At 42.4% G+C, this 22,040-nt stretch carries 11 protein-coding genes; all 11 read right to left on the bottom strand.

All coding sequences use genetic code 11. The features are described 5' to 3' along the window. Positions 1-129 precede the first annotated feature (129 nt). A complete protein-coding gene (locus tag AC57BQ_RS09840) occupies positions 130-1,203 on the bottom strand; it encodes a LacI family DNA-binding transcriptional regulator (protein WP_496406105.1) in 1,074 nt (357 codons plus the stop codon). A gap of 193 nt (positions 1,204-1,396) precedes the next feature. Beyond that, the gene (locus tag AC57BQ_RS09845) at positions 1,397-4,246 is read right to left on the bottom strand and encodes an endo-acting ulvan lysase-like protein (protein ID WP_496406106.1); all 2,850 of its coding nucleotides are present in this window, start codon (positions 4,244-4,246) and stop codon (positions 1,397-1,399) included. Between the two features lie 93 nt (positions 4,247-4,339). After that, a complete protein-coding gene (locus AC57BQ_RS09850; protein WP_496406107.1) occupies positions 4,340-5,413 on the bottom strand; it encodes a serine hydrolase domain-containing protein in 1,074 nt (357 codons plus the stop codon). A 32-nt stretch (positions 5,414-5,445) separates the two neighbouring features. Next, the gene (fucP, locus tag AC57BQ_RS09855; RefSeq protein WP_496406108.1) at positions 5,446-6,678 is read right to left on the bottom strand and encodes an L-fucose:H+ symporter permease; all 1,233 of its coding nucleotides are present in this window, start codon (positions 6,676-6,678) and stop codon (positions 5,446-5,448) included. Positions 6,679-6,692: 14 nt separating this feature from the next. Then, a complete protein-coding gene (locus tag AC57BQ_RS09860; RefSeq protein WP_496406109.1) occupies positions 6,693-7,589 on the bottom strand; it encodes an ROK family protein in 897 nt (298 codons plus the stop codon). 25 nt (positions 7,590-7,614) lie between these two features. Then, positions 7,615-9,519 carry a glycoside hydrolase family 97 protein gene (locus AC57BQ_RS09865; RefSeq protein WP_496406110.1) on the bottom strand — a complete coding sequence of 635 codons (1,905 nt, stop codon included), beginning with the start codon at positions 9,517-9,519 and terminating at the stop codon, positions 7,615-7,617. Next, on the bottom strand, positions 9,520-10,773 hold the full coding sequence (locus AC57BQ_RS09870; protein WP_496406111.1) for a glycoside hydrolase family 88 protein: 1,254 nt from the start codon (positions 10,771-10,773) through the stop codon (positions 9,520-9,522). Positions 10,774-11,088: 315 nt separating this feature from the next. Beyond that, positions 11,089-12,603 (bottom strand): RICIN domain-containing protein, encoded by a 1,515-nt coding sequence (locus tag AC57BQ_RS09875; RefSeq protein WP_496406112.1) that lies wholly within the window; start codon positions 12,601-12,603, stop codon positions 11,089-11,091. A 510-nt stretch (positions 12,604-13,113) separates the two neighbouring features. Beyond that, complete coding sequence (locus tag AC57BQ_RS09880; protein WP_496406113.1) at positions 13,114-13,998, bottom strand: alpha-L-arabinofuranosidase C-terminal domain-containing protein; 885 nt, start codon at positions 13,996-13,998, stop codon at positions 13,114-13,116. A gap of 203 nt (positions 13,999-14,201) precedes the next feature. Continuing rightward, positions 14,202-15,125, bottom strand: a complete 924-nt coding sequence (locus AC57BQ_RS09885; protein ID WP_496406114.1) for a PorP/SprF family type IX secretion system membrane protein — start codon at positions 15,123-15,125, stop codon at positions 14,202-14,204. A 27-nt stretch (positions 15,126-15,152) separates the two neighbouring features. Continuing rightward, complete coding sequence (locus AC57BQ_RS09890) at positions 15,153-21,833, bottom strand: cellulose binding domain-containing protein (RefSeq protein ID WP_496406115.1); 6,681 nt, start codon at positions 21,831-21,833, stop codon at positions 15,153-15,155. Positions 21,834-22,040 lie beyond the last annotated feature (207 nt).

Consider the following 22,040-nt stretch of genomic DNA (forward strand, 5'->3'; position numbering starts at 1 on the left):
CAATAAAAACACCCTCTTTTTCATCAAATGACCAGATAAAGGATATTTGCCTCTGCTTCATAGAAAAAATCAATTTGATGGGCATTTTATAAGGGAAAAAGAGGATATGGCTTTTTAATATTTGTTCGCTCAGAACTTATTTTTTATCAGTCTTTTAACCCAGGAATCGTTGTTTATCCTTGTTTGGGGTAAGGAAGAGTCCCTGATCATGAGGGAGGTAGGAATGACCACTGTTTTAACTGGCTTTTTGATCCTGGGACCGGAAATACTTTTTAACATCAAATGAATTACCTGCTCTGATATAGCCTTGATCGGTTGGGATATGGCAGTAATTGATGGTGTAAATAATTTAAAAAGAAAGTGGTCATCAAACACTATAATTCCTATATCTTCAGGAATACGGCGCTTTAAAAGTTTTAAAGTCTCCAATCCACTTTCGGCAAGGTAATTGGTGGCAAAAAACAATGCATCGATCTCTTGGTTGCCAATCAGGAAATCCTGAATCTCCTGGATACAGTTTTCCCTTTTATCATGATAAGCTATTTTTTTTAGCAAGTATGGCTTTTTAGCTTCATCTAAAGCCTTCATATAACCAGCTTTTCTGTCAAGCATTTGTGTTTGCTCAGAAAGTAGAGTGATCATTGCTATATTATTGTAACCGTTATCAATTAAATGTTTAACAGCATTATAACTACTCACCAGGTTGTCAACCACCACATTGCTAATTTCTAATCCGGGCAATACTCTGTCAAATAACAGCACAAAAAAACCATCATCCCGCAATTCCTTTAATTCCGGTTCAATACCGGGCGGTGGCGCTATGATATAACCATCTACATGCCTTATACGATACATCTCGATCAGATCTTTTGCTTTTTGCGTATCATTTTCAGTGCTGCTGTACAATATCTTGTACCCTTTTTTATAAGCAATTTCTTCCATCATACGGGCAATGGCCGAAAAAAAGGGATCTGAGATATCTTCCACCAGCATCCCTATCATTTTTGTTTTACCGGTACGTAAACCCTGGGCAAAATGGTTGGGGCGATAGCCAATCTCATCAATATAAGCCAATACCTTTTTCTCTAAGCTTGCACTAATATTTTTTTCGCGTGCCTTGCCATTGATCACAAAGGATACAGAGGTTTTAGAAATATTCAGTTCTTTGGCAATATCATTAATGGTGATTTTCCTTTTCATCATTATATTTGGATTTTAGATAATCCGGATAAGTAACCGGATTATATCATTTGGCCTAAATTAGACTTCACCTCACAGAAAAAAGAGGGAGAGTGGGGTCAAATAAAGGGGGATGAAAATTTCACATAATGAATTAGCTTACTGTTTTAAGGCTAATGACTATAAAATACCGTAAAAAAGATCAATAATTTACGACCTATTTACTTGTAATAGTAATAGATGTTATTGGAGATTCAGGCATATTGAACTCAACTTCGTGTTTTCCGGATATCGTTTTTCTGTTTCCATTGATAACCTGAACCACCCCGTCAATCTGCATTTTAAGTGATACTTTTTGAGTGGATAGATAAACATCCGGAATCTGGAGCTTTACTTTTTGATTCGATGTGAAAAATAATTGCCCTGACTGGATGGATAATATCGCTGAACAGGGTGAATTACCACCATCCAAACTATATCCTCCCTTCTGCAATTTATACCCATTCCCTAAAAACAAATAGTCAAAGTTTCCTTTATTTTCCCGCACTATTGCATATAAACCCTTAAATTTCAGATCATGGTATACAACTGTTTTATCCGCTTGATCACTCATAATATAATCGTTCAAACCATTTTTACTCTGTACTTGTATCCCAACAAATGTACTATCACTATCAATGGGTATAAAAGAGGTGATATTATTTACCGAACTCCCATTTACGCCGTTGGCTGGTTCATAAACAGCTGCGAATGGCCGGCTCCAGGCCTCGCCATCCTGACGTATAACAATGGTGAGTAATGGCATATTGGCTATACTGTCAGGTATCATTTCATTGCCACGCCAGGAACGTGATGGCGGTGCTTTTACACTGAATATTTCCCTGCCGGGATAACCCTTCATCCACATATTCATGGTAACTTCAGGTTTCCCGGGAATTTGAAGATCGAATCTGGCTTTAAAATCATTACCAGACCTGACAGACATTTTATCCCACCAGTAATCATAACCCATCAATTCCTCATTTGCAAAGGTAAGTTTGTCAGTAGGATTTAAGTTTAAAAGTTTGTTTGAAGCATCGGTAAGTGTTACCTGCTGGCCCAGGTTATGATAAATATAATCATGATGCTTATCTCCGCCGGTTTTCTTTTTCGAACGGAAAATATCTACATAATACCCCGAAGTATCACTGGTACGAATGATGCTCATCAAGCGGTTCTGGTCGGCATTAGTTTCGGGTTCCAGGAAATAAACATCAGAATAGGTAATACCCGGAAAGTAACCATCTATACGCCCTGATTGCGGATAACAGGCTTTTAATTGCAGCGGATGGTTGCTTTTCATCGTTGGATAAGATGAAATACCATCCACCACAACGGCATTGTGCGCCGGAAACTGGGAGTAGTACTCGGCATAATCGCTTTGAAAATAACTCCCTCCTATTCCACCTTCAGGTGCCAATATAACACCCTTACCATAAAGCTCCATGGCTATACCGTTGGCATGTGCATGATTGCCTGACGAACCTGCCTGAGAAACCATCAGCCCATTCTGTACATCTACCCCGTTACGCTGTACAAACCAGCTTACATTGGGCGACCAGAACGTGGCCGTTAAATAATCCGCCACTTTACCCGGTTTTATTGCTTCTGAAAGTTTTAAAGGAGGGTTACCAAATAACGAATTAAAACTTGTGGATTTCACCTCTTCCCGGTTCTTTTCGTGCCCAATACCCTGTATCGTTTTTAGCATCCGGGTAAACGTTTCTTCCTGTGCTGTTTTGTGATATAGCCGGGCATTACGGATCATGTCCTCTATGCCCCGCGTTGGTAGGCGTCCATAATGCGTATCGCCAAAACCAACGCTATAGCCGTTAGGGTAAAGGTATTGGGCCTGCGCTAATACCGCCTTAGGCAAAATAGGCATTTGCGGCAGGAAGTCGGTTTTCAGGGTCCTGTCAAACAAATTAACAAAACCGGTAAAATCACCCAAAACGTTCACCGAATACCCTGGGCATTCTGACCATATGGCTGTATTGGGGTCATACCCTTTTCGCAGCAAATCTGTTAGCGCCCATTGGCGGGTATAGGTTTTATTCAGTATCTGGTCAAGGTAATACTGGCAGCCGCGGCCATCCTTGTACAATTTATTGTCATCTAATACTAAGGCAATGTTTGATACAAAACGTGCTTCTATCAAATCCCAGTTGTTAAACGGAACGCCGTTTTTGATGATAATATCTGCCCATTTTTTAAAAGCATCAGTATAAATGGGTATCTTATTTTTATGATTCTTATCAATATATCCGTACAGAAAATCGTAACAGGCGGTAAGCGGTTCCAGCACATCTTCATGTATTACCTCAAATGCCGACAAGCCAACCAATGTTTGATCGTGCCCGTGATTCAGGTCAACCGGTTCATTCCGGTAATACACACCAGTCAGATAGGTATTGAAAAGATCATAAGCAAATTTGCCATACTTTTCATCGCCGGTATACCAATAGATCATGGCAGCGTCCCTTGCTTTATTGATGATGCCTATATTGATGGATTCGATGATGCGGCCGGTTTTTGATTGTTCCACCCATTCCCAGGGCGTACCGGGCGCTGTTTTGTTTTGCAGGTATATTTTACCTCCCTGATCCATATAGGGTTTAATATCTTCCAGCCTGGGTGTGAGATACGCCGTTGCTACATCTCTTGTTCCGGTAAAACGAACTGTTGGTACCGGGGCTTTGCCAGTTGCATAGGCATAAATGCCATTCTTGATATATACATCGGTAGAATGCTCCTTCCAGTACATCTGTAACCTCGACACGATCCATGTACTATCAGTTTGATGGCGAATGACATAAGGCGCTATATTCTTTTCAATAGTTTCATAGGTATTTTTTGCCCAGCTTTCATCATTAATCAATGCTTTTAAATCCTGTTTGCCGGTTTTGGCATTAGTCAATAAGCGGGGATGCGCTGGATCAATATAATCAGGAATTTTAATATCCTGTGCATTTGAAGCAGCAGCTAAAAAACTTAATGTAAGTACCAGCAATAATGTTTTTATGCTCATCAATTTTCAATATTATAATTTATTATAAGGTTCACGCTTACCGAGGCACCAAAGTTTACATGTTGTGTTATAAAAAAATTCATGCTCCTCATTTTAAGGTTTAGCCTGATGCTTTATACAGGGGTATGCGGCATCCAATGCATCCCTTACCAGCAAGGGTAATACCGGGCTTGCCAGAAACGGGTTAAAGCCATTTTTCATAGCTGCAACGCGGGCCAGAAAGAAGGCATAAACATGATATTTCTTATCTATCCAGGGGTATGCGCCCGCCCAACTTGGGCTGCTGATGAGCATTGGATTTCCCTTAGCATCCACTTCCTCGCGCCACTCGCCTAAACCATAAATATCTTTGCGAGATGTTGCGCGTGCCCTTTCAACAAACTCACCAGGGGGGATTTTTGCTTCACCAATTTGGTTGGCTTGCATTTCATGTATAGATTTTACAGATAATATACGTTTGCCCTCAAACATCCCATCATGGCTTATCATGCTCAGGAAATTAGCGTAGTCCTGTAAGCCTGTCCTGGCCCCGCCGCCAAGCATGGGGCTTTGTCCATCAACTTTGCTCACCGGTGTAAAATGGGTTAGGGTCATGTGCAAGGGGATGGCTATTTTTTCCTGGAACATTGTTTCCCAATCCTGCCCGGTTGCCAGTTCGGCCATACGCCCGGCTACCTGCATGGCCAGGCCTCCATATTTAAATTTTGTTCCCGGTAAAGTATCAGCAGGTAAATCAACAATGTGTGCAACTGATTCTTTTAATGTTTGATAATTATCTGGATGACTGCCCCGGAGCTGGTAATCCGGGAACCCGGCAGTATGTGAAAGCAATTGGCGCAACGTGGCATTGCCCTTGGTATCCTTAAATTCTGGCAGCCATTTGCTCACCTTATCATCCCATGAAAGCTTGCCTTCATCAACCACGGCGGCAATGGTTGCCGCTGCCAGCCACTTGCCGGCTGATGCAATGTAAGCAACTGACCCGGGTGCATAAGTTCCAAAATATTTCTGGTGTATAATCTGCTTGTTTTTAACAATAATAACGGATGCTCCTTTATAGTAGCCGCTATCTACCCAACCCGTAATTTTCTTGTCCAGGCGGGAAAAATCATATACTGGTTTAACAACTGCCTGTTGTGCCCGTGCAAACTGACTGCATGTAGCCATGCTTAAACTTAATATGTATAATTGGAAGCGCATTAGTGCTTTACCTTATAAAACTTAGCGCCAAACAAAAAGATCACTATATAACAAACTATTGGCAAGTAATAAGCTTTGGCTACATCATGGTTAGCGATCTGTCCCATCAGCAGCGGGAAGAATGCTCCACCAACCACTCCCATGGAAATAAAAGATGAGGCTTGCTGAGTGTGGCTGCCCAGGTTTTTTAAACCTAAACTGAATATGGTTGGGAACATGATACTGAAAAAGAAATTAACCATCATTAACGCGATATAGGATGGCCAGCCTAAACCTTGTGCCACAATAAGGCACATTAAAACATTCCCTAACGCGAAGGCGCCAAGTAATTTATTGGGAGCTATAAACCGCATCAGGTAAGTTCCAACAATACGACCGGCAGCCATCATGGCCATAAAAATGCTCATGTAATTTACCGCTGTTTGGCTACTTAACTTCATTACATCATGGCCATAATTAATAAAAAAGGCCCAGGTACCTCCTTGCGCGGCAACATTAAAAAACTGGGCAACTACTGCCCAAACAAAATGTTTATGCTGATATAGTTTTTTGGAGGGAGCGGTATCCACATTAACCGCGTCGGGATCTACTGCTGCAACTTCGGTATTAGGGTCTGTTAATGCCGGGATTTTTAAAAACAGGAAAGCAACCGCTATCAACAGGATCACGCAACCAATGCCTACATATAATGATTTTACGGAAGTAAGGTCAGTAGAGTGCTCAGAAGTAGTACGGAACAGAAAATACGAACCGATGGCAGGTCCTATAATGGTACCTACCGCGTTAAATGATTGGGAAAAGTTGAGCCGCTGATCACTGGTACGCTGATCTCCCAGAGCTGCTGCAAAGGGGTGCGCCACCGTTTCAAGCGTTGCCATACCGCAACCTAAAATAAACAGGGCGATCCTGAAAAAATTGAACGATGCCGCGTTTGCTGCTGGCACAAATAAAAAAGTCCCGGTAGCAAACAGGATCAGGCCTAAAATAACGCCGGGCTTGTATCCAAATTTCTTTAAAAAATAACCCGCCGGGATACTCATTATAAAGTAAGCGCCAAATACAGATAACTGGATTAATCCTGATTGCGACTTGGATAAATTTAAAACATTTTGAAAATGCTTGTTCAACACGTCGCTCATTGACAGTAACAATCCCCACATTAAAAAAAGGGAGGTGACGAAAACAAATGTCACGATAAATTTCTTCTCGGTAAAAGCTGGTTTATTGGTCATCGGATTTTATTTTGTTATAAAGGTATTCGTCGTGCATTAGAATTTGTGTGAAAAAGATCGGCAACTCCTATAAGAGCTGCATATTCACCTAATTGTCCAATTTTCAGCGTGGTCATGTTTAACCGCCCTGACACTATCCGCAGAAAAAACTTTGACGCTTTGGCAATATTACCACAAATAATCAGAACCTCAGGTTTGAAATGCAGAACAGGTTCCAGTAAAAAGTCGCCCATATTGGCAGCAAACTCATTAAATATTGCTTTGGCTATTGGATTATGATCTGCCATTAAAGCCAACTCCTTGACACCTGTAACGGAAAGACCTGTTAATTCATGATACCGTTTTAAAAACCATCGGGTAGACAAATGATCATCAGCAATGCTGTCCTTATAAGGTTCGCTGCCTAAATTTAAATCTTTGGTAATACCGTTCAAACTCCGGGCAGAGCCCAATCCGGTGCCCAATGTTATCCCAATAATACGAGCTGTCCCTTTGCCGGCGCCGGCTGCCACTTCCCCGGCTATAGCGGCTTCTGCGTCATTCCTGAATTTGAAGATCTCGATAGGCAACTGCAGCATTTCTGCAAGCTGTTGTTTGACATTCATTCCGTAGATCGACTCGTATTTACTAAGCCCGGTTATATAAGAAACACCTGTTTCATAGTCAAAAGGTCCGGGCATAGCTATGCCAACTCCCGAAATAACTACCTCAGTTTTCCTCTGCGTTTGAGACAAGGCTTCTGCCCATGAATTCAATATATCCCGTGCACTTCCTTTGCTGCTGAACCCAACGCGGGAAATACTGTCCTCCATAATACTGTTTTTTTCTCCGTCATATATGGCCGACGTAATATGCGTTCCACCGATGTCGGCCGTTAAAATAAATGAACCGGATAATTTATCAATTTGCATTTATACGCTTATATTATTTATGTTATCAGTTCTGTGCCTCATCCGTAATATAAATCGCCTGCCCCCCTGAAGCCTTCAAGTTAAAGTCCAGGATAGTTGACGCATCAACTTTTTGATGGGTTATTTTCACATGTGTGGCTGTCTTAACAGATGGATCATCCGAATAAATACTGGCCATATATTTTTTCCCTTTTGATAAAAATTTTAGTGGTAGATGTAATCTGCGGGCCTCATTATTAGTGATAGTTCCCACAAACCACTCCGTTCCTTTACGCCTGGCAGTAGTAATATACTGTCCGGGCATACCTTGAATCACCCTCGTTTCGTCCCAGGTAGCAGGAATTTTACTCCAGAACTCCAATTCAGGTTCCTGGTGATATTGTGATGGATTATCGTACCAGAATAAAGTTTGAATGGGGCTATAGTAAATGGCAGCTAATGCCAGCTGATGAGCATGGGTTGTTTTTATCCGGTTATCAAAATAACAGATCGTATAATCAGCGGGGCCTGCTATATACCTGGTAAAAGGTAAAATAGTATTGTGGGTGGCATCCGGCATTTCTTCGTTACCCCGTATACCTTCGGCCGTCATTAGATTTGGCCATGTGCGCTGTTCGCCAGTAAGGCGCCAGTCGTCATGAATATTGACCATCATCCGGCTGGCGGCAGCCTGCTGTATGGCCTTCTCCATCCAGGTGGTCCAGCGGTGCGATCCAACCTGCACAAAACCAAATTTAACGCCTTTTATTCCCCATTTACTATATACAGCAAACATGCTGTCGCTTTGTGCCAGCAGCGCTTGCTGGTTAACATAAAGCCAAACCCCTATTCCCTTATCCTTAGCATACTGAATAATACCCGGTAAATCAAAATCAGGTATAGCAACTTTTGTAGCATCAGAGTTAAAGCTGAAGGCTGGCCCGTACCATTTCCAGTCAAATAATATATACTGCAGGTTCTGTTGAGCCGCAAAATCAATATTGGCTTTTGCGTCTGCAGTGGTTTGCAACATCACCCGCATAATTTTGCCTGGTTTTATCCAATCAGTATTGCCGGTTATTTTGCTTTGCTCGTTTAGATTAAGTATTAAATAGTCATGCTCAATTAAATCGCCTGGTTTTTCTGCCACCATGATTACCCGCCAGGGAGTATACACGGGCGATATCAGTTGGGCCTCGCCAAACATTGACGTAATAATGGTATTGCACTTATTTGTGCTTAATTTAAATTTAGTGCGAGCATAATCTACCATTTGTGCTTCGGCAAGTGTTGCAAACAAGCCGTTTGGTAGCTCCAATGTTAAGGGGCGTTCGCTTTCTCCGGGCCAGTTAAATAGCGGTAGTTTATAATAAGGCGCTTGTGCCCAGTTTGCAAACCAGGCTTGTGAGCCTGCGGGTAAGCTAAATTCTGTATTTTCAGCTGTTACATTATAATAAGTTCCCTTTACATTCTCAGGGAAGAGGTAGCGTATAGCCACACCTTCATTATAAACCCTGAGTTGCACCTGCATTACATATATCGGGTTATCGTCTTTTACCAGTGTTACATCTGCTTCGTTATAATGATCCCTGATCTGGCTGCTTTCGCCATTTACCGGTTTCCAGGTGGTATCATGCGTTACTGTTTTAATATTCTTTATTTCCAGGTTTTCGCACCAGTCTTTATGTTGATCTATCTTTAGGGCCATCGCCTTTTCTGAAAGCTGGTTATCCATTTGTATATTCAGGGCCGATTCTTTTATCACCTCCTTACCCTTATAGCTCACTTCGTAATACATCATCCGTTTGTGATCACTAAGTGATTTTTGATGAAATTTCAGCATCAGGTTTCGATCTGGTGATTGTAGATTAATAGAAGAGCCTTTTACCGTGTTTTGTCCTTTAGCAGCTAAGGCGATAAATGAAACGATAAGCAATAGAAAATATCTCATTTAACGTGATTTATGAAGATTAGAAACTTTTATATGTTGTAATTTCTGTAGCCGAAGTAAAGCTTCCAGATAATAATAGTCAGCATAAATGATCGATGCATCTATCTCGGTCCCCGCAGGGTGATGCCCGGTAGAATGCAACAAAAAAGCATCATTTATACTACGGCTCTGGTATGTTGATGTGGAAAGTGTTTGCAGCATAGCCCCAGCCTTTTGGCGATAAATCCGGGCCCTGGATTTATCCCTTGTAAAGGTGGATAGTTCCAATAATGCTGAAGCAGTTACGCATGCGGCCGAAGCATCTTTAGCAGCATTTGGTATAGCCGGATCATCAAAATCCCAATAGGGTATCAGATCAACGGGTAAACGGCTCAAATATACATCGGCTACTTTTTGTGCAAAATCTAAAAACTCTGGTTTGCGGGTTTCGCGGTAGCACATGGTAAAACCATATATGGCCCATGATTGCCCCCTTGCCCACATACTGTTATCCGCATAACCCTGATGAGTTACCCCTTTTATTTTTTTTCCGGTAACCGTATCGTATACCACCACATGATAAGAAGTATAATCGGGTCTGAAATGATTATGCATGGTAGTTTCGGCGTGTTTAACCGCGATATCATATAAACCCCTGCTGCCGCCATTTTTTGAAGCCCAGAATAACAGTTCCAGGTTAATCATATTGTCAATAATGGTATTATGGGGCCAACCCATTTTTTTCACCATTCCAGGCCATGATAAAATAGTACCCACCTTGGGATTGAATAACGTAGCCAATGAATCTGCCGATCTTAATATCACCTGCTTATATTCCGGATTATTAGTTAGCCGGTATCCGTTGCCAAAGCTGTTAAATACCATAAAACCCAGATCATGATCAAACCCACTATGTTCAGAAAGTGGCTTTAACTCCTGTGCAAATTTATCCGCAGCTGTTTTCCATTTTTCATCATGGGTGCCTTCATATAAATACCATAAAATCCCGGGCCAGAAACCACTGCACCAATCCTGATAGTTTACATATCGCCAGTCTGTTTTACCTTTATCTATACTACGGGGCAGGTTATTACCGCTTACAGGAATAGCATTAAACGTTTTTTCGGCCTGTGCTGCACAATAATTTATATTCGGCAATACCTGTAAACTGCTTTGTGCATCTGCCTCAAACCCCACACTCAAGATGATCACAAAAATGAATGCTATGGCTGACTTTACGATATTAGAATGGGCTTTCAAATAATTGACTTTCATAATTTTACTATCATTTCTCCTTGCCTTGCCATGTTTCCTCACATACATCCCTGTTATTAATCTTATATAAAATGTTTACCTTATAACAGGGGTCAGATTAATAGTTACTAAAAGGATTTAATGATATATGCAAAAGCATTCCTGGAAAGATCGTTTATAATTGCGTTTCGAAAGTAGAGCAAAACGAAGATTCGCAAGGGGGTTTAATGGGTCAAATAAGGGGGATGGTTTAAATAAAAACGGCATGGACGTATAGCCATGCCGTTTTGTTTATTAAAAATAGGTTTTCTATTCTTTTTTACCGCAACAGGTATATCAGGGCGCAATGGTCCATTGCTGGTTGTTACTGCTGTTGCTTGGCCAGAATTGCATAGCAGATCCATCAGTAGTGCCACCTCCTGAATCCAGGCATTTGCCGCTGGTACGGTTAACAATCTTATAGTAGGAACCTACAGGAATGATTGTCCATTGCTGATTGGTGCTACTCCCGCTTGCCCATTGTGCAACTGTTGAGCCATCGGCAGTATGGTCATAACTATCCAGACATTTGCTGCCGGTTACACAGGCCAATTTGTAGAAACCGCCACTATAAGTTATTGCCCATTTCTGGTTATTGCTGCCGCTTGAAGCCCATTGCGCCACATTTGCGCCGTTGGTTGTTGAACCCAAATTATCCAGGTATTTTCCGCTGGCGCGATTGATCAATTTATACGTACCATTGGCTATTGGCTGTGCCCCTATGGAGTAGGTTAAGGTACCAAATCCCAACTGATCGTATCCGCCGCTATTTGGTCCATAATCGCCGCCACCACCTTCCGGTCGCACATTAGCAGCATACTGGCCGCTATAGGTTGTTCCGGTAATACCATGTGATTGCTGATAATTATAGATCAGCTCCCAGCTTGGGCGGATGTCCCCTCTTCCACCTTCCGCAATCACCGTTTGTGTTTGTGCTGCGCAATTTTGACCATTACCCCAGTTGTATGTGGTGAAAGGTACCGTGTTTCCAAGATTATAGCTGGCTGTATATTCGCAAACTGCCAATGCTTTATTATTTTCATAGGCAAATAGATCCTGACCCTGGTTATAAGCCATTTGGCAGAAAGCACCTAACAGCGCAATATCCAGGCACTGATGCCCCTGATCACGGCCCGACTCCTGCCCTTGTCCTAACAGACCTGAATTATACAAGAACGGCACTGCATGATCAATTGACCCATTCCCTGCACCGTTTTTGAAATAGGTTATTGCTTCATTAAACTTATTGGTGTCATCGCATAATATACCTATAGAAAGAATTGATGCCATACTGCATAGATCCCAGTTTGCCCAATAATTAGTAATACAGGCTCCATTATGGTTTACCAAAAAATCATGGTTCATGGGATAAAATACGGTAAGCATCATATTTTTAAAATTGGTAAAGTCTGTAGCCGACCAACCACTGTAGTCGCGCATAATCTCGGCAGCATTAGCAAACTCGTAGCCATAGATACCTGCAGCCAACCACCTGTCTGCAGATCCGCCGATGGATTTCAAAGAAGATGCCCAGGCTTTCATGATGGCCACCGCCTTATTTCCGCAGGCTACATCACCATTGATCTTCCAACGTAAAGCATTTTGATAGGCAGCGGCGATGTCATTATACAGTTTTGCATAGTTTTGTGGCCAACCAGAACCCCGGTAAACTGTATCAGCAGGCCCCTGCATAGAATAAGTTGATGCAGAGTGAGAGTTAGCTGTAAGTTTGTTCCATCCAGAAAGCCAGGGATCTGTACCTGCGCTAACCATGGTTTGCATCCTGATAAAATCTGCCTGGCTGTGCAGCATGCCGGGATGAATAAACCCTGCGGTTGCATTTACTGCCAATTTGGAGACCGGTGCAGGCGAACCATTCGCTGTTATAAGCGAAGACGACTTTTTACACCCCAACGTAAAGATTAGTGATAAACAACTAAGAAAAATTAGAATTTTTGGCTTCATTTCTTTAAAAATTTAGGTTAAAATATAAATTGGTTAATTGGTTACAGCATGTGATACTTATCAAAACACAAAACCAAATTCAATTACCTCACCAAGAATTAGTTAATAATTAAACAAAATGTAGCCAGGATAATAGATTAGATTTTCGTATTGACTATTAGGTAATAATTGTAAGTCAAACTTATGGTAAATAATAAATAGCCGTGAGGGGCTAATAGACCATTAAAGGGGGTATAATCAACTAAAAACAGATTTCACAAATGCTATCAGTCTTAGTTTTTTATTCGAGCAACTATAAAAAATCTCAGCGGAATATGCTATTACATCTTAATCTCATTACAAACCAGGTCGATAGTCTTAATGGGTTACTCCACGATCGGTGCTAGCTTTCATTCTGATAATGGTCAATGAATATGGAGTAATCTCATAAAAGAAAGATTTCCGGACTACAAAATCTGACGTTTCAGGAATAACATTAACAGGATCTGTAAAACTATTCTCAGCAACAGGCGCCCCTGTCAGAATAGTGCGACTTGCTTTTGGATCAATCTGATCAAAACCTGCAAGGTTTACTTTGACTTGTGTGGATGCAGGGCCGGCATTTACCAGTTTCAGGATAAGATCTCCTGTTTTACTATCTTTTACAAATGATGTAGCCAACGTAGAATCCCGGTTCACTTTCTGATCAGGAAACGAAACAATATCTGCATAATAACGATCACCCTGATTGGTAGAGAACAGCTGTTGTACATAATAATTAACAGTTGGGGCTACAGCTGTATTTGAAAAATAGATCAGATTTGGATTCCAGGAGGTATGGTTCTGGCGTGCAATAAGCGGTGCGTATGATTCCATTTTCACAACATCTCCATTACGTTCAAGAGCGGTCATATAAACCGCTTCGGCAAGCGCGTTAAATAATTTATTACCCTTAGAAGCGTACTCCCCTATGTAAACTTTTGATTTTGAACGATCATAAGTATCATACCGTAGATTATTCAGGTGCCCAACATTAATTACCGGGTTAACCCGGTAATTAATGTTGGGCGTATCTTTATATTTCCATACCTGACCATCCTTTGATTCTGCTATCCCGATTTTAGTACCATGCACCCATTCAACAGCGGTTGAATCATTTAACGTGGCGCGGCAATTGGTATAAAACATCCACCACATTTTTTGCTGTTTGTTGTAGATTAATACCGGATCAGCAGCTCCGTGCTCCACAGGATCATCAAACAAAGGCTTAGCTATTATTCTTGTCTAAGCTGACAACTTGGTGGATATGGTTGCGATCAACAATAAGCAGGTATATATAAATTTGTTCATAAAATTTATTGTTCTTCATTTATGCTAAAAAGGGGTTCAATTACACGTTCATTATTTTTTATTAATAACTTGATTTCATTTGATACTTCAGATTTATTAAATATCTGAAATATTAATTACAACAGCTTTGGATCAGATGCCCCCCTGCCAAAACGGTAACTCAGGGATATTTCATGAGTGGCGTTATTAAAGGTTCCTAAATTGGTTGATGATGTACCAAACTGATAACCATAGCCCACATGAAATGCATTAATGTTTAAAGTAAGTATCCCTGACATTTCTTTATCCGTACAATAATTTAAACCAAGTCCCAATACCCCTTTCATATAAAAAATACCGGATATGTCTGCAGTAAGTGGTACCCCGCTTGCATAGGAAACCAGCGTTGCCGGTTTAAATTTTATATCCTCATTTACGTTGGTTATCAGTGCCCCTGAAAAATAATAATGGTTCCTGAAATTGGTATTATCCTGTACAGATGCTGTCCCCAGGCTGGTTATGGTTAGTTCGGGTACTGATAGGCCAAGGTAATACCAGTCAGTGTAATACATTACGCCAAACCCCATATTAGGTTTAGTTCCCCTAACATCATTCCTGAAAGTTGGATCAGCGGCATCCAGAGAGGAGTAATTGGCGGTATAATTCCGCAAACCGGCATTTATTGATACTGCTAAAATACTTCTTGAATCTAACTGTATCCCTTTAGCAAAATAGACATTTGCTTCGGTCTGGCGTTCTATCGCGATCTGGTCATTAAATACAATGAGCCCTACCGAACCATTGATTGACTCGATGGGCAGGTTACCGGTGATCAGATAGGTTACCGGCGCTCCGTCTACACCTACCCATTGTCTGCGTACCAGGGTATTAATTGACCCGGCCTTATCCAGCAAAGAATAAGCCGGATTAAATGGTGTCAGATTATCCATATACTGCGTATAACTAAAGGCTTGCTGCTGGGCAACCGCGCTTGTTCCTGTTACCAGGAATAAAAGAAACAAGCTTAATACAACCATCAGCGATTTAAATTTCTTGATCATGCATCCACTTAAAATCATATGGCTCAATTAGTATTTTAGTATGATGTAACCTGTTTTATACTTATTCCCTTCTTCTGTCTGATATTCCAGTGAGTAAAAATAGGTGCCCGCTTGTTGCATGGCCCCGTTTATATTGGAATGCCCGTCAAATACTTTTGAGCCGTTGTCATACCCTTTTGTTTCAAATATTTTAACGCCGTTGCGGTTCATGACCGTTAATTTATTGTTGGGATATGCCGTTAATCCATCAATGATCAGGTAATCATTAATGCCATCCCCATTCGGTGAAAGCCCCTGGTGTACCACTATCCCGTCAATATTTACATTCGAGGGGGTAACAGCGGCTACCGCGGACTTCTTTAATGCCAATGTTCCTAACGAAGGTTCAGTACCATAAATTAGTTGCCCTTTGTAATAAACAGTAATGCGGTTATTCTCTTTCATCATATCTTTCGGCAGGTATGAATGATCATTCAATTCATTAAAGTTTGACCAATCTGATTTGGAAATACGATATTGAATATTACCCGATGTACTCAACGGATAAAGTGTCCCCGCTGAAGCATTTATCGCTACCTCAAAATAAGTATCGGCACCATTAAGTACAGGACTAACTTTTACAAAGTTGCCGCTTACCTTGGAATTGCCCTGTTTGGCAAAATCAATCCAGTAATTCAGACTTTGTGTCCCTTCTTCTGTAAACCAATATCGCGCGGTAATATCCCCAAAAGCCAAAGGGATATTACCTGTATTATTAATGGTTAGGTAAGTACTGATGGTATTGCTGTTGGTTTGCTGATTTTGGTTCTGGTAAGAAACATTCAGGCTGGTAAGGGCCGGCACAACAGTGGGTTCAGTTCCCCAAATCAGCACACCATTCCGGTAAAGTGTGATGTGGTTATTATTGACGTAACTGCTGGTATTGCTTTGATATGAATAATCATCTGCCTCGTTCAGAATTGCCCAGTCCTGATTGGCAAACCTGGTTTGTATTGGGCCGGTACTGCTGTTGCCTGCCAGATTACCTGCTGCGGAAAAACTGTATTCAATATACCCCAATGCACTATTTCGTGGCTGCACTAAGGGAACATATTTCAGGCTTACATTATTATTCCCTAACTGAGCATAATCAACCCAGGTGTTGATGCCTGCATAATTATCAGCAGTAAACCAGTAACGCATAGTTAATTCGTTGTAAGCTACTCCTGCAGAATCGGCATTCATAATGTTTACATAAGGACGAATGATATTGTTTGTCATTTGGCCATTATCGCCATCCTGGTATTTTATCTGCAGGTTCAATGGGGCAACCTTCAATGTCCGGCTTATGGGAGTTGCCGCTGTATACTGATCGTTACCCGTTTGAGATGCGATGACCGTACTTGTTCCGGTACCTTTAATATGTATTTTACCGTTAACTATTGTAGCCACTGTAGTATCTGAACTCATATAGCTTACTGGCAAATTGGAACTTGCGGTAGCATTAATAGCAAAATCCGGATCGCCCATTACTTTCTGAGCTATCGGATTAAAGGCTATCATTTGATCACCCAAAAGACCATCAGCAATTTCTGACGCGCTGAGAGCCCTGCTATAGATCTTAAATGCGTCAATTGAACCTTTAAACATTGGATCGGCAGAAAACTGCGATTTGCCTAAATAATTAAAGCTCGTAGCACCCAGCGCCGAAGGCATAATAGTGATACCTGTGGTAGACGCTACGGCGGCGCCATTAATATACATGGTACAGGTATTGCCTGATCTGGTTATTGCAAGGTTAGTCCAGGTGTTTAGCGGGAAGGTGTAATTAAAGTTAAGGTTCTGTTCTGCTTCCGCCCCATTTTTAATCGCATAACGTACAATGGATTTCCCGCTTGTTACACCTGCCTGAACCGATAAGAACATATACTGGGTAGTATTTGACCCCAAATTAAATACACGCATCCAGGTAGAAATAGCATCCATCCTGACCCAGGCAGAAATAGTAAAATCATTCAGCGTACTCATAATGCCCGATGGAAGCGAGGCATAAGCATTGGCTGTTCCATCCAACAGGAGTGATTGACCGTATTTACCGGTACCGCGGCTAGCTGTAGCCGCCAGCGTGGCATGATTTGCGCCCCAGGCGTCAATTCCCCTAGTTCCGCTCTGCTCATCAAATTTATAATAATCTTTCTGGCCAATATTTGGTTTTGCAAGTACTTCTGCACTATTTGGGCTTTCAACAGTACCGTCAAGGGAAGTAATCACATAAAAATAGGTGCTTCCGTTAGTCACGTTTACATCTGTGTATTGTGTAGTACTAACATTTCCAACAGTGATATAAGGCCCTCCGGAAGTAGTGGAGCGTTTAACGTTATAAGTAAAATTTGAGATCGGGGGCCATTCTATAACGTTTTTAGCATCTCCCGCCGCAACCAGTAACCCGCTAACAATATTGCTTTGAACAGTTAAAACCAGGGTTACTGTACTCGTGGTATTTCCGTTTGACGCGGTTAGGGTAACCGGGAAAACACCAGTTTGGGTTGGGGCGCCTGAAATAACTCCCGTACCTGTATTAACACTCAATCCATCCGGAAGCCCGCTTGCCGAAAAGTTATTGGGCGATTTGATTGCCCCAATGGTATAGGTGAAAGACTTTCCAACAACAACGGTATCAGCCAATGCACTGGTAATGGTGACAGGCAAAGTACGGTCGTCCAGCAGCTGAATATCATTACCCGTCCCGCCTTTGTAGGTTATGCGAAAACTGTAATCACCCACCGTAATTAAAGCCATTTCAGGCAGGTCTTTAAAGGTTCCGGCAATAGCCGCGCTGCCTGTATTATCAATAATGGTATAAGACGTACCGGATGGTAACGCGCCCGCAATGCCTGTTACCGATAATTTAGGATAATTAACCAGGCTCGCACTGGTAACCGTTGTTTTATCACCGGTGGCATTGCCCATGTCAATCTCAGCATTGTATGTAGCATCAGATTTTAAGGTTAAAGGTCCGGTTATCAAAGAGCCGATAGCCTGGTTACCAGGCTCAAGTATCGCGCCCGCGCCACTCCCGGTTCCAATGGTGACTGACATTGTACCTTTACCTGTTCCACCAAATGAGCCGGCCTCTACAGTAAGAGAGCTGTTAAAAACTCCCGATGCCGGATCATTATTTAACAGAAATTTTCCGCCCTTGATTGTGGTTGTGCCGCTATATGAGTTATTTCCAGTAAAAATAAGTACGCCGGTGCCCACTTTTTCTACATTCATAGAACCTGACATAATGCCGCCAAAGGTTGTACTAAGGTTTAATGCTCCAATGCTGATTATAGGACTGCCCCCGGCATCTGTCCGGATCGCCCCTCTCCCGGTAAGTGCCCCAAAACTGATGGTTCCCGTAGCGAAGAGTATGCCCTGGCAGTCATTTCCGTTGGCATCCAGGTTCCAGTAGGCCTTGGCACTGCCCGATTCGGGGACTTCAAAACGCACCCTGTTGTTACCGCTACGTAATTTGGATACAAAAGTGCCGGTAAAATTACTGTTATCGCCAAAAAGGTGTAAGCCCGCATAAACGTTTCCATCCTGTATAATGGTGCCGCTACCCAAAAGCTTGCCCCGCAGGTTTATTGCATTACTGGTTTGATAAAAATAACTGGTTTTACCGGCAGCTATCTCAAAATCATTATAAAAGGTTGCATCACCATTCGCAGAGAACAATGCCCCACCGTTCATAATGATCTTACCCGTACCAAGCGGGCCGGATGTTGGAACTGAAGGCGTCCCGGTACCAATGCCCGATACCTCCATGCCATATACAGGGGGCCAGCTTTGCCCGTTGCCGTTTAGTGTGGTGGTACCGGTGTAAGTATTGTTTCCTGATATGTATAGATATCCTACACCATTTTTAAGCAAACTTCCGTTTCCGCTTATCCCTCCGGTGAGCGATACTGTACCGCTGCTTACCGTGTTCACATTGAGCAAAGTATCCAGCACAACGGGCATGCTCAGGGTATGTAAGGTTGTGGCATTGTTTACCAGGTCATTCTTTAAATGAAGCGTATCGCCGGATATAGTATAACTGTTCGCGCCCGCGTTAAATTGCATCCGCGAAACCGCCAGCCCTTTAATATCATTAGTCAAAACAGTATCTGCCGATGCATTGAACGTAATAATGGCCGGGCTTGCCGGAATAGCATTTTCCAGCCAGTTGGAAGCCCATTTTAATGAATCCGTTTCGGTCGCCGGTTTCCAGGTATAAGAACCAGACCCGGGAACCCCGAATGCCTCGATCGAATTCGCGCTTTCTTTGGTTTGCCCCACTGACGAAACCACGTAATAATAAGGGCTTCCGTTGCTTACATTCACATCAGCGTAACTGGTACCCGGTACATTGGCTATGGTTGTATAAGGACCGCCACTAACGGTGCTTCTTTTTACATTGTATGTTGCTGCTCCCGAGGCAGTCTTCCAGCTTAAATCAATCTCTTTATTTTTATTGACAACCACCGGCTGATTTGGTGTCTCTGGCGGAACCCATGCAAAAACCACATTTGAGTTCCCGCTCTCTAACCTTCCGGCCAGAGCTGTAACAACATAATAATTGTTAACCTCGGGCACTGGCGATGCATCAATATAAGAGGTATTGGTTATGCTATCTTGAATGGTGTCAAAGGGGCCACTTGCCGAAAGTGAGCGCTTTACACTATAACCGCTTGTGTTTGCTATTACAGGCCATGCAATACTAATGTTTGAAACATTGATTACCGTTGCGGTAACACCCGCCGGTGCTGCCGGAGCCGTGTTACTGGTTACGTTAATAACCAGGTTAGCCGTTCCCGTACCATTAGCATTAGTAGCCTGTAAACCTACTACACTTTGCCCTATAGCTGTTGGGATGCCTGTAATAACACCCGCAAGCGTATCAATACTTAAACCGGCAGGTAAATCTGTAGCATTATATTTTGTGGCATTGCCGGTTACTACAATAGTATAATTGAATGTATTACCAACTGTTCCGCCTGCCGAGGTTGCACTGGTTATAAGAGGCGAACCTGTAGGAGATGTATTGCTAACAGATACATGGCTAAGCGTAGCTGTGTTTAAAGTCGAAGCGTTATTAGAAATGGTATAAAAACCAATGTAAGTGTTGGCTGGAAGCGTAATAATATACAATGCATTATTTGTCCAGTTGATACCGTCCTGCGAATGATAAGTAAATATCCGGCTACCCACCCGCTCAATTTTTAACCACCAGGGCGCTTTAGGCTGGGAATGTGCATAGGAAGTCCGGGCAGTTTCACCATTTGAGTATGGGTATACACCACCGCTTGAGCCGAGACCTAAAGCCACGTATTTAGCTGTAGTGGCGAGCGACTCCCGGATCATTACTCCAGTAGTGGCAGAGGCAAGTGCACTGCTTTCTACTTTTATAACGATGCCCGCATCCCCACTAATTTGCTTAAAAGCAAAATTATTAGCATTCGCTACCGAATTTCCTGCACCATTTATGGTCCAGATGCCATTATTAAAGGATGCACGCCCCGAAATGCCTGTATTCCCAATATCCAGATCGGTCAATTGACTCACTGGCTGTACAAGATCAGCTGGATAAATAATCGGCCTTAAAGATGTGGCATGCGAAGTGTCGGCGGACTTTAAATAGAGAAATGACGGGCTGCCTTCTCCCACCAGCATTCTGATCTTTTCAGTATAAGGAGTAGGAATCCCTTTGCGGAGCTCATAAGCTCCTTTTATAATATTGTTAAAAGGGCTCTGATGTGTATAGCCTGGTGGTAGTCCCCATGTAGTCCAGTATGCGGAGTATCCTCCAAAAGGAATAAAGCTAACCGTATTAGGAGCCTGGCTATACTGTCCATATAACTCCCCGATTGCCAGCAGGCGGTTATTAAACTCGGCAAACAAATCTATTCCTTGTTTCCAGGCTACTTCGGCACTCCATCCAAGCGCTGAAATCTCAACAAACCAATGGTCATCCCGCCCGGTATCGCCAACCTGTCCGTTGGGCAAACTGGACCTCAAACCACCACCTGCATCCATACGATACACCTCAATGGCTTGCTGCCACAACACAGGATCACTTAAGTAAGCGGCAATTCCTATTGCTATTTCCAATTGAAGGGCACCCTTGTTATTATCCCTCAAAGGGTTTGGAACATAAGAGGTGGGATACAGAACGTTCCTGAAATAATTATTGACATGTACGTCATTTGCAGCAGACCAGCCTGGAAAAGTACTCCTGAGAATATCAGCGCCTGATACAAAATAAGGTGCCCGGTCTCCTATATCAAGCATACTTTCTTCGCCCCCCCAGGTAGTATTCGTTACTGCCCAGGCGTCCAGCATATTAGTAGCTTTCCGGGCGAATGTCGAGTCGCCCGTAAAAACATACATGAAAGCCAGGTTATGAATAGCTATCATATCATCCAGCCATGCCGGGTTGTTTAAATTTGGGGCACGGGTTACCGTGGCGAAAGGTCCTTTCATTACGTAACCAAGTGATGAATGCGAATCACTTTTCAGCGCGTTATATCCGGTAAGCCAGGGTTCTTTGGTGATATTGGCCTTTAGCTGGTCCAGGTCTGCCCGTGTAAAAGGAACCCCTGGATGTACAAAGACCTGGGCATCTGCCTGATATATCCAGCCGGCATTAAAAAGAAATACAACGAGAATTGCTTCGAAAAAACGGGTAAATTTTCTTTTCATACTTTTATATTAGCGCCCATTAGGCATAGGTTAAATGATTCAGCATGAATACTTGTCAAAACATAAAAACGACTTCTATTACCTCGCAAGGAACCAGCAAGTGTTCAGACAAAATGTAGACAAGGTTGCAAAACTGATTTTGGCGTTGACTATTAGATTATAATTGTTAGCCAAACATATAAGAAATAACAAATAACGATAAGGGGC

Source organism: Mucilaginibacter sp. BGA-UO-ETr-C110 (genome assembly GCF_059567985.1).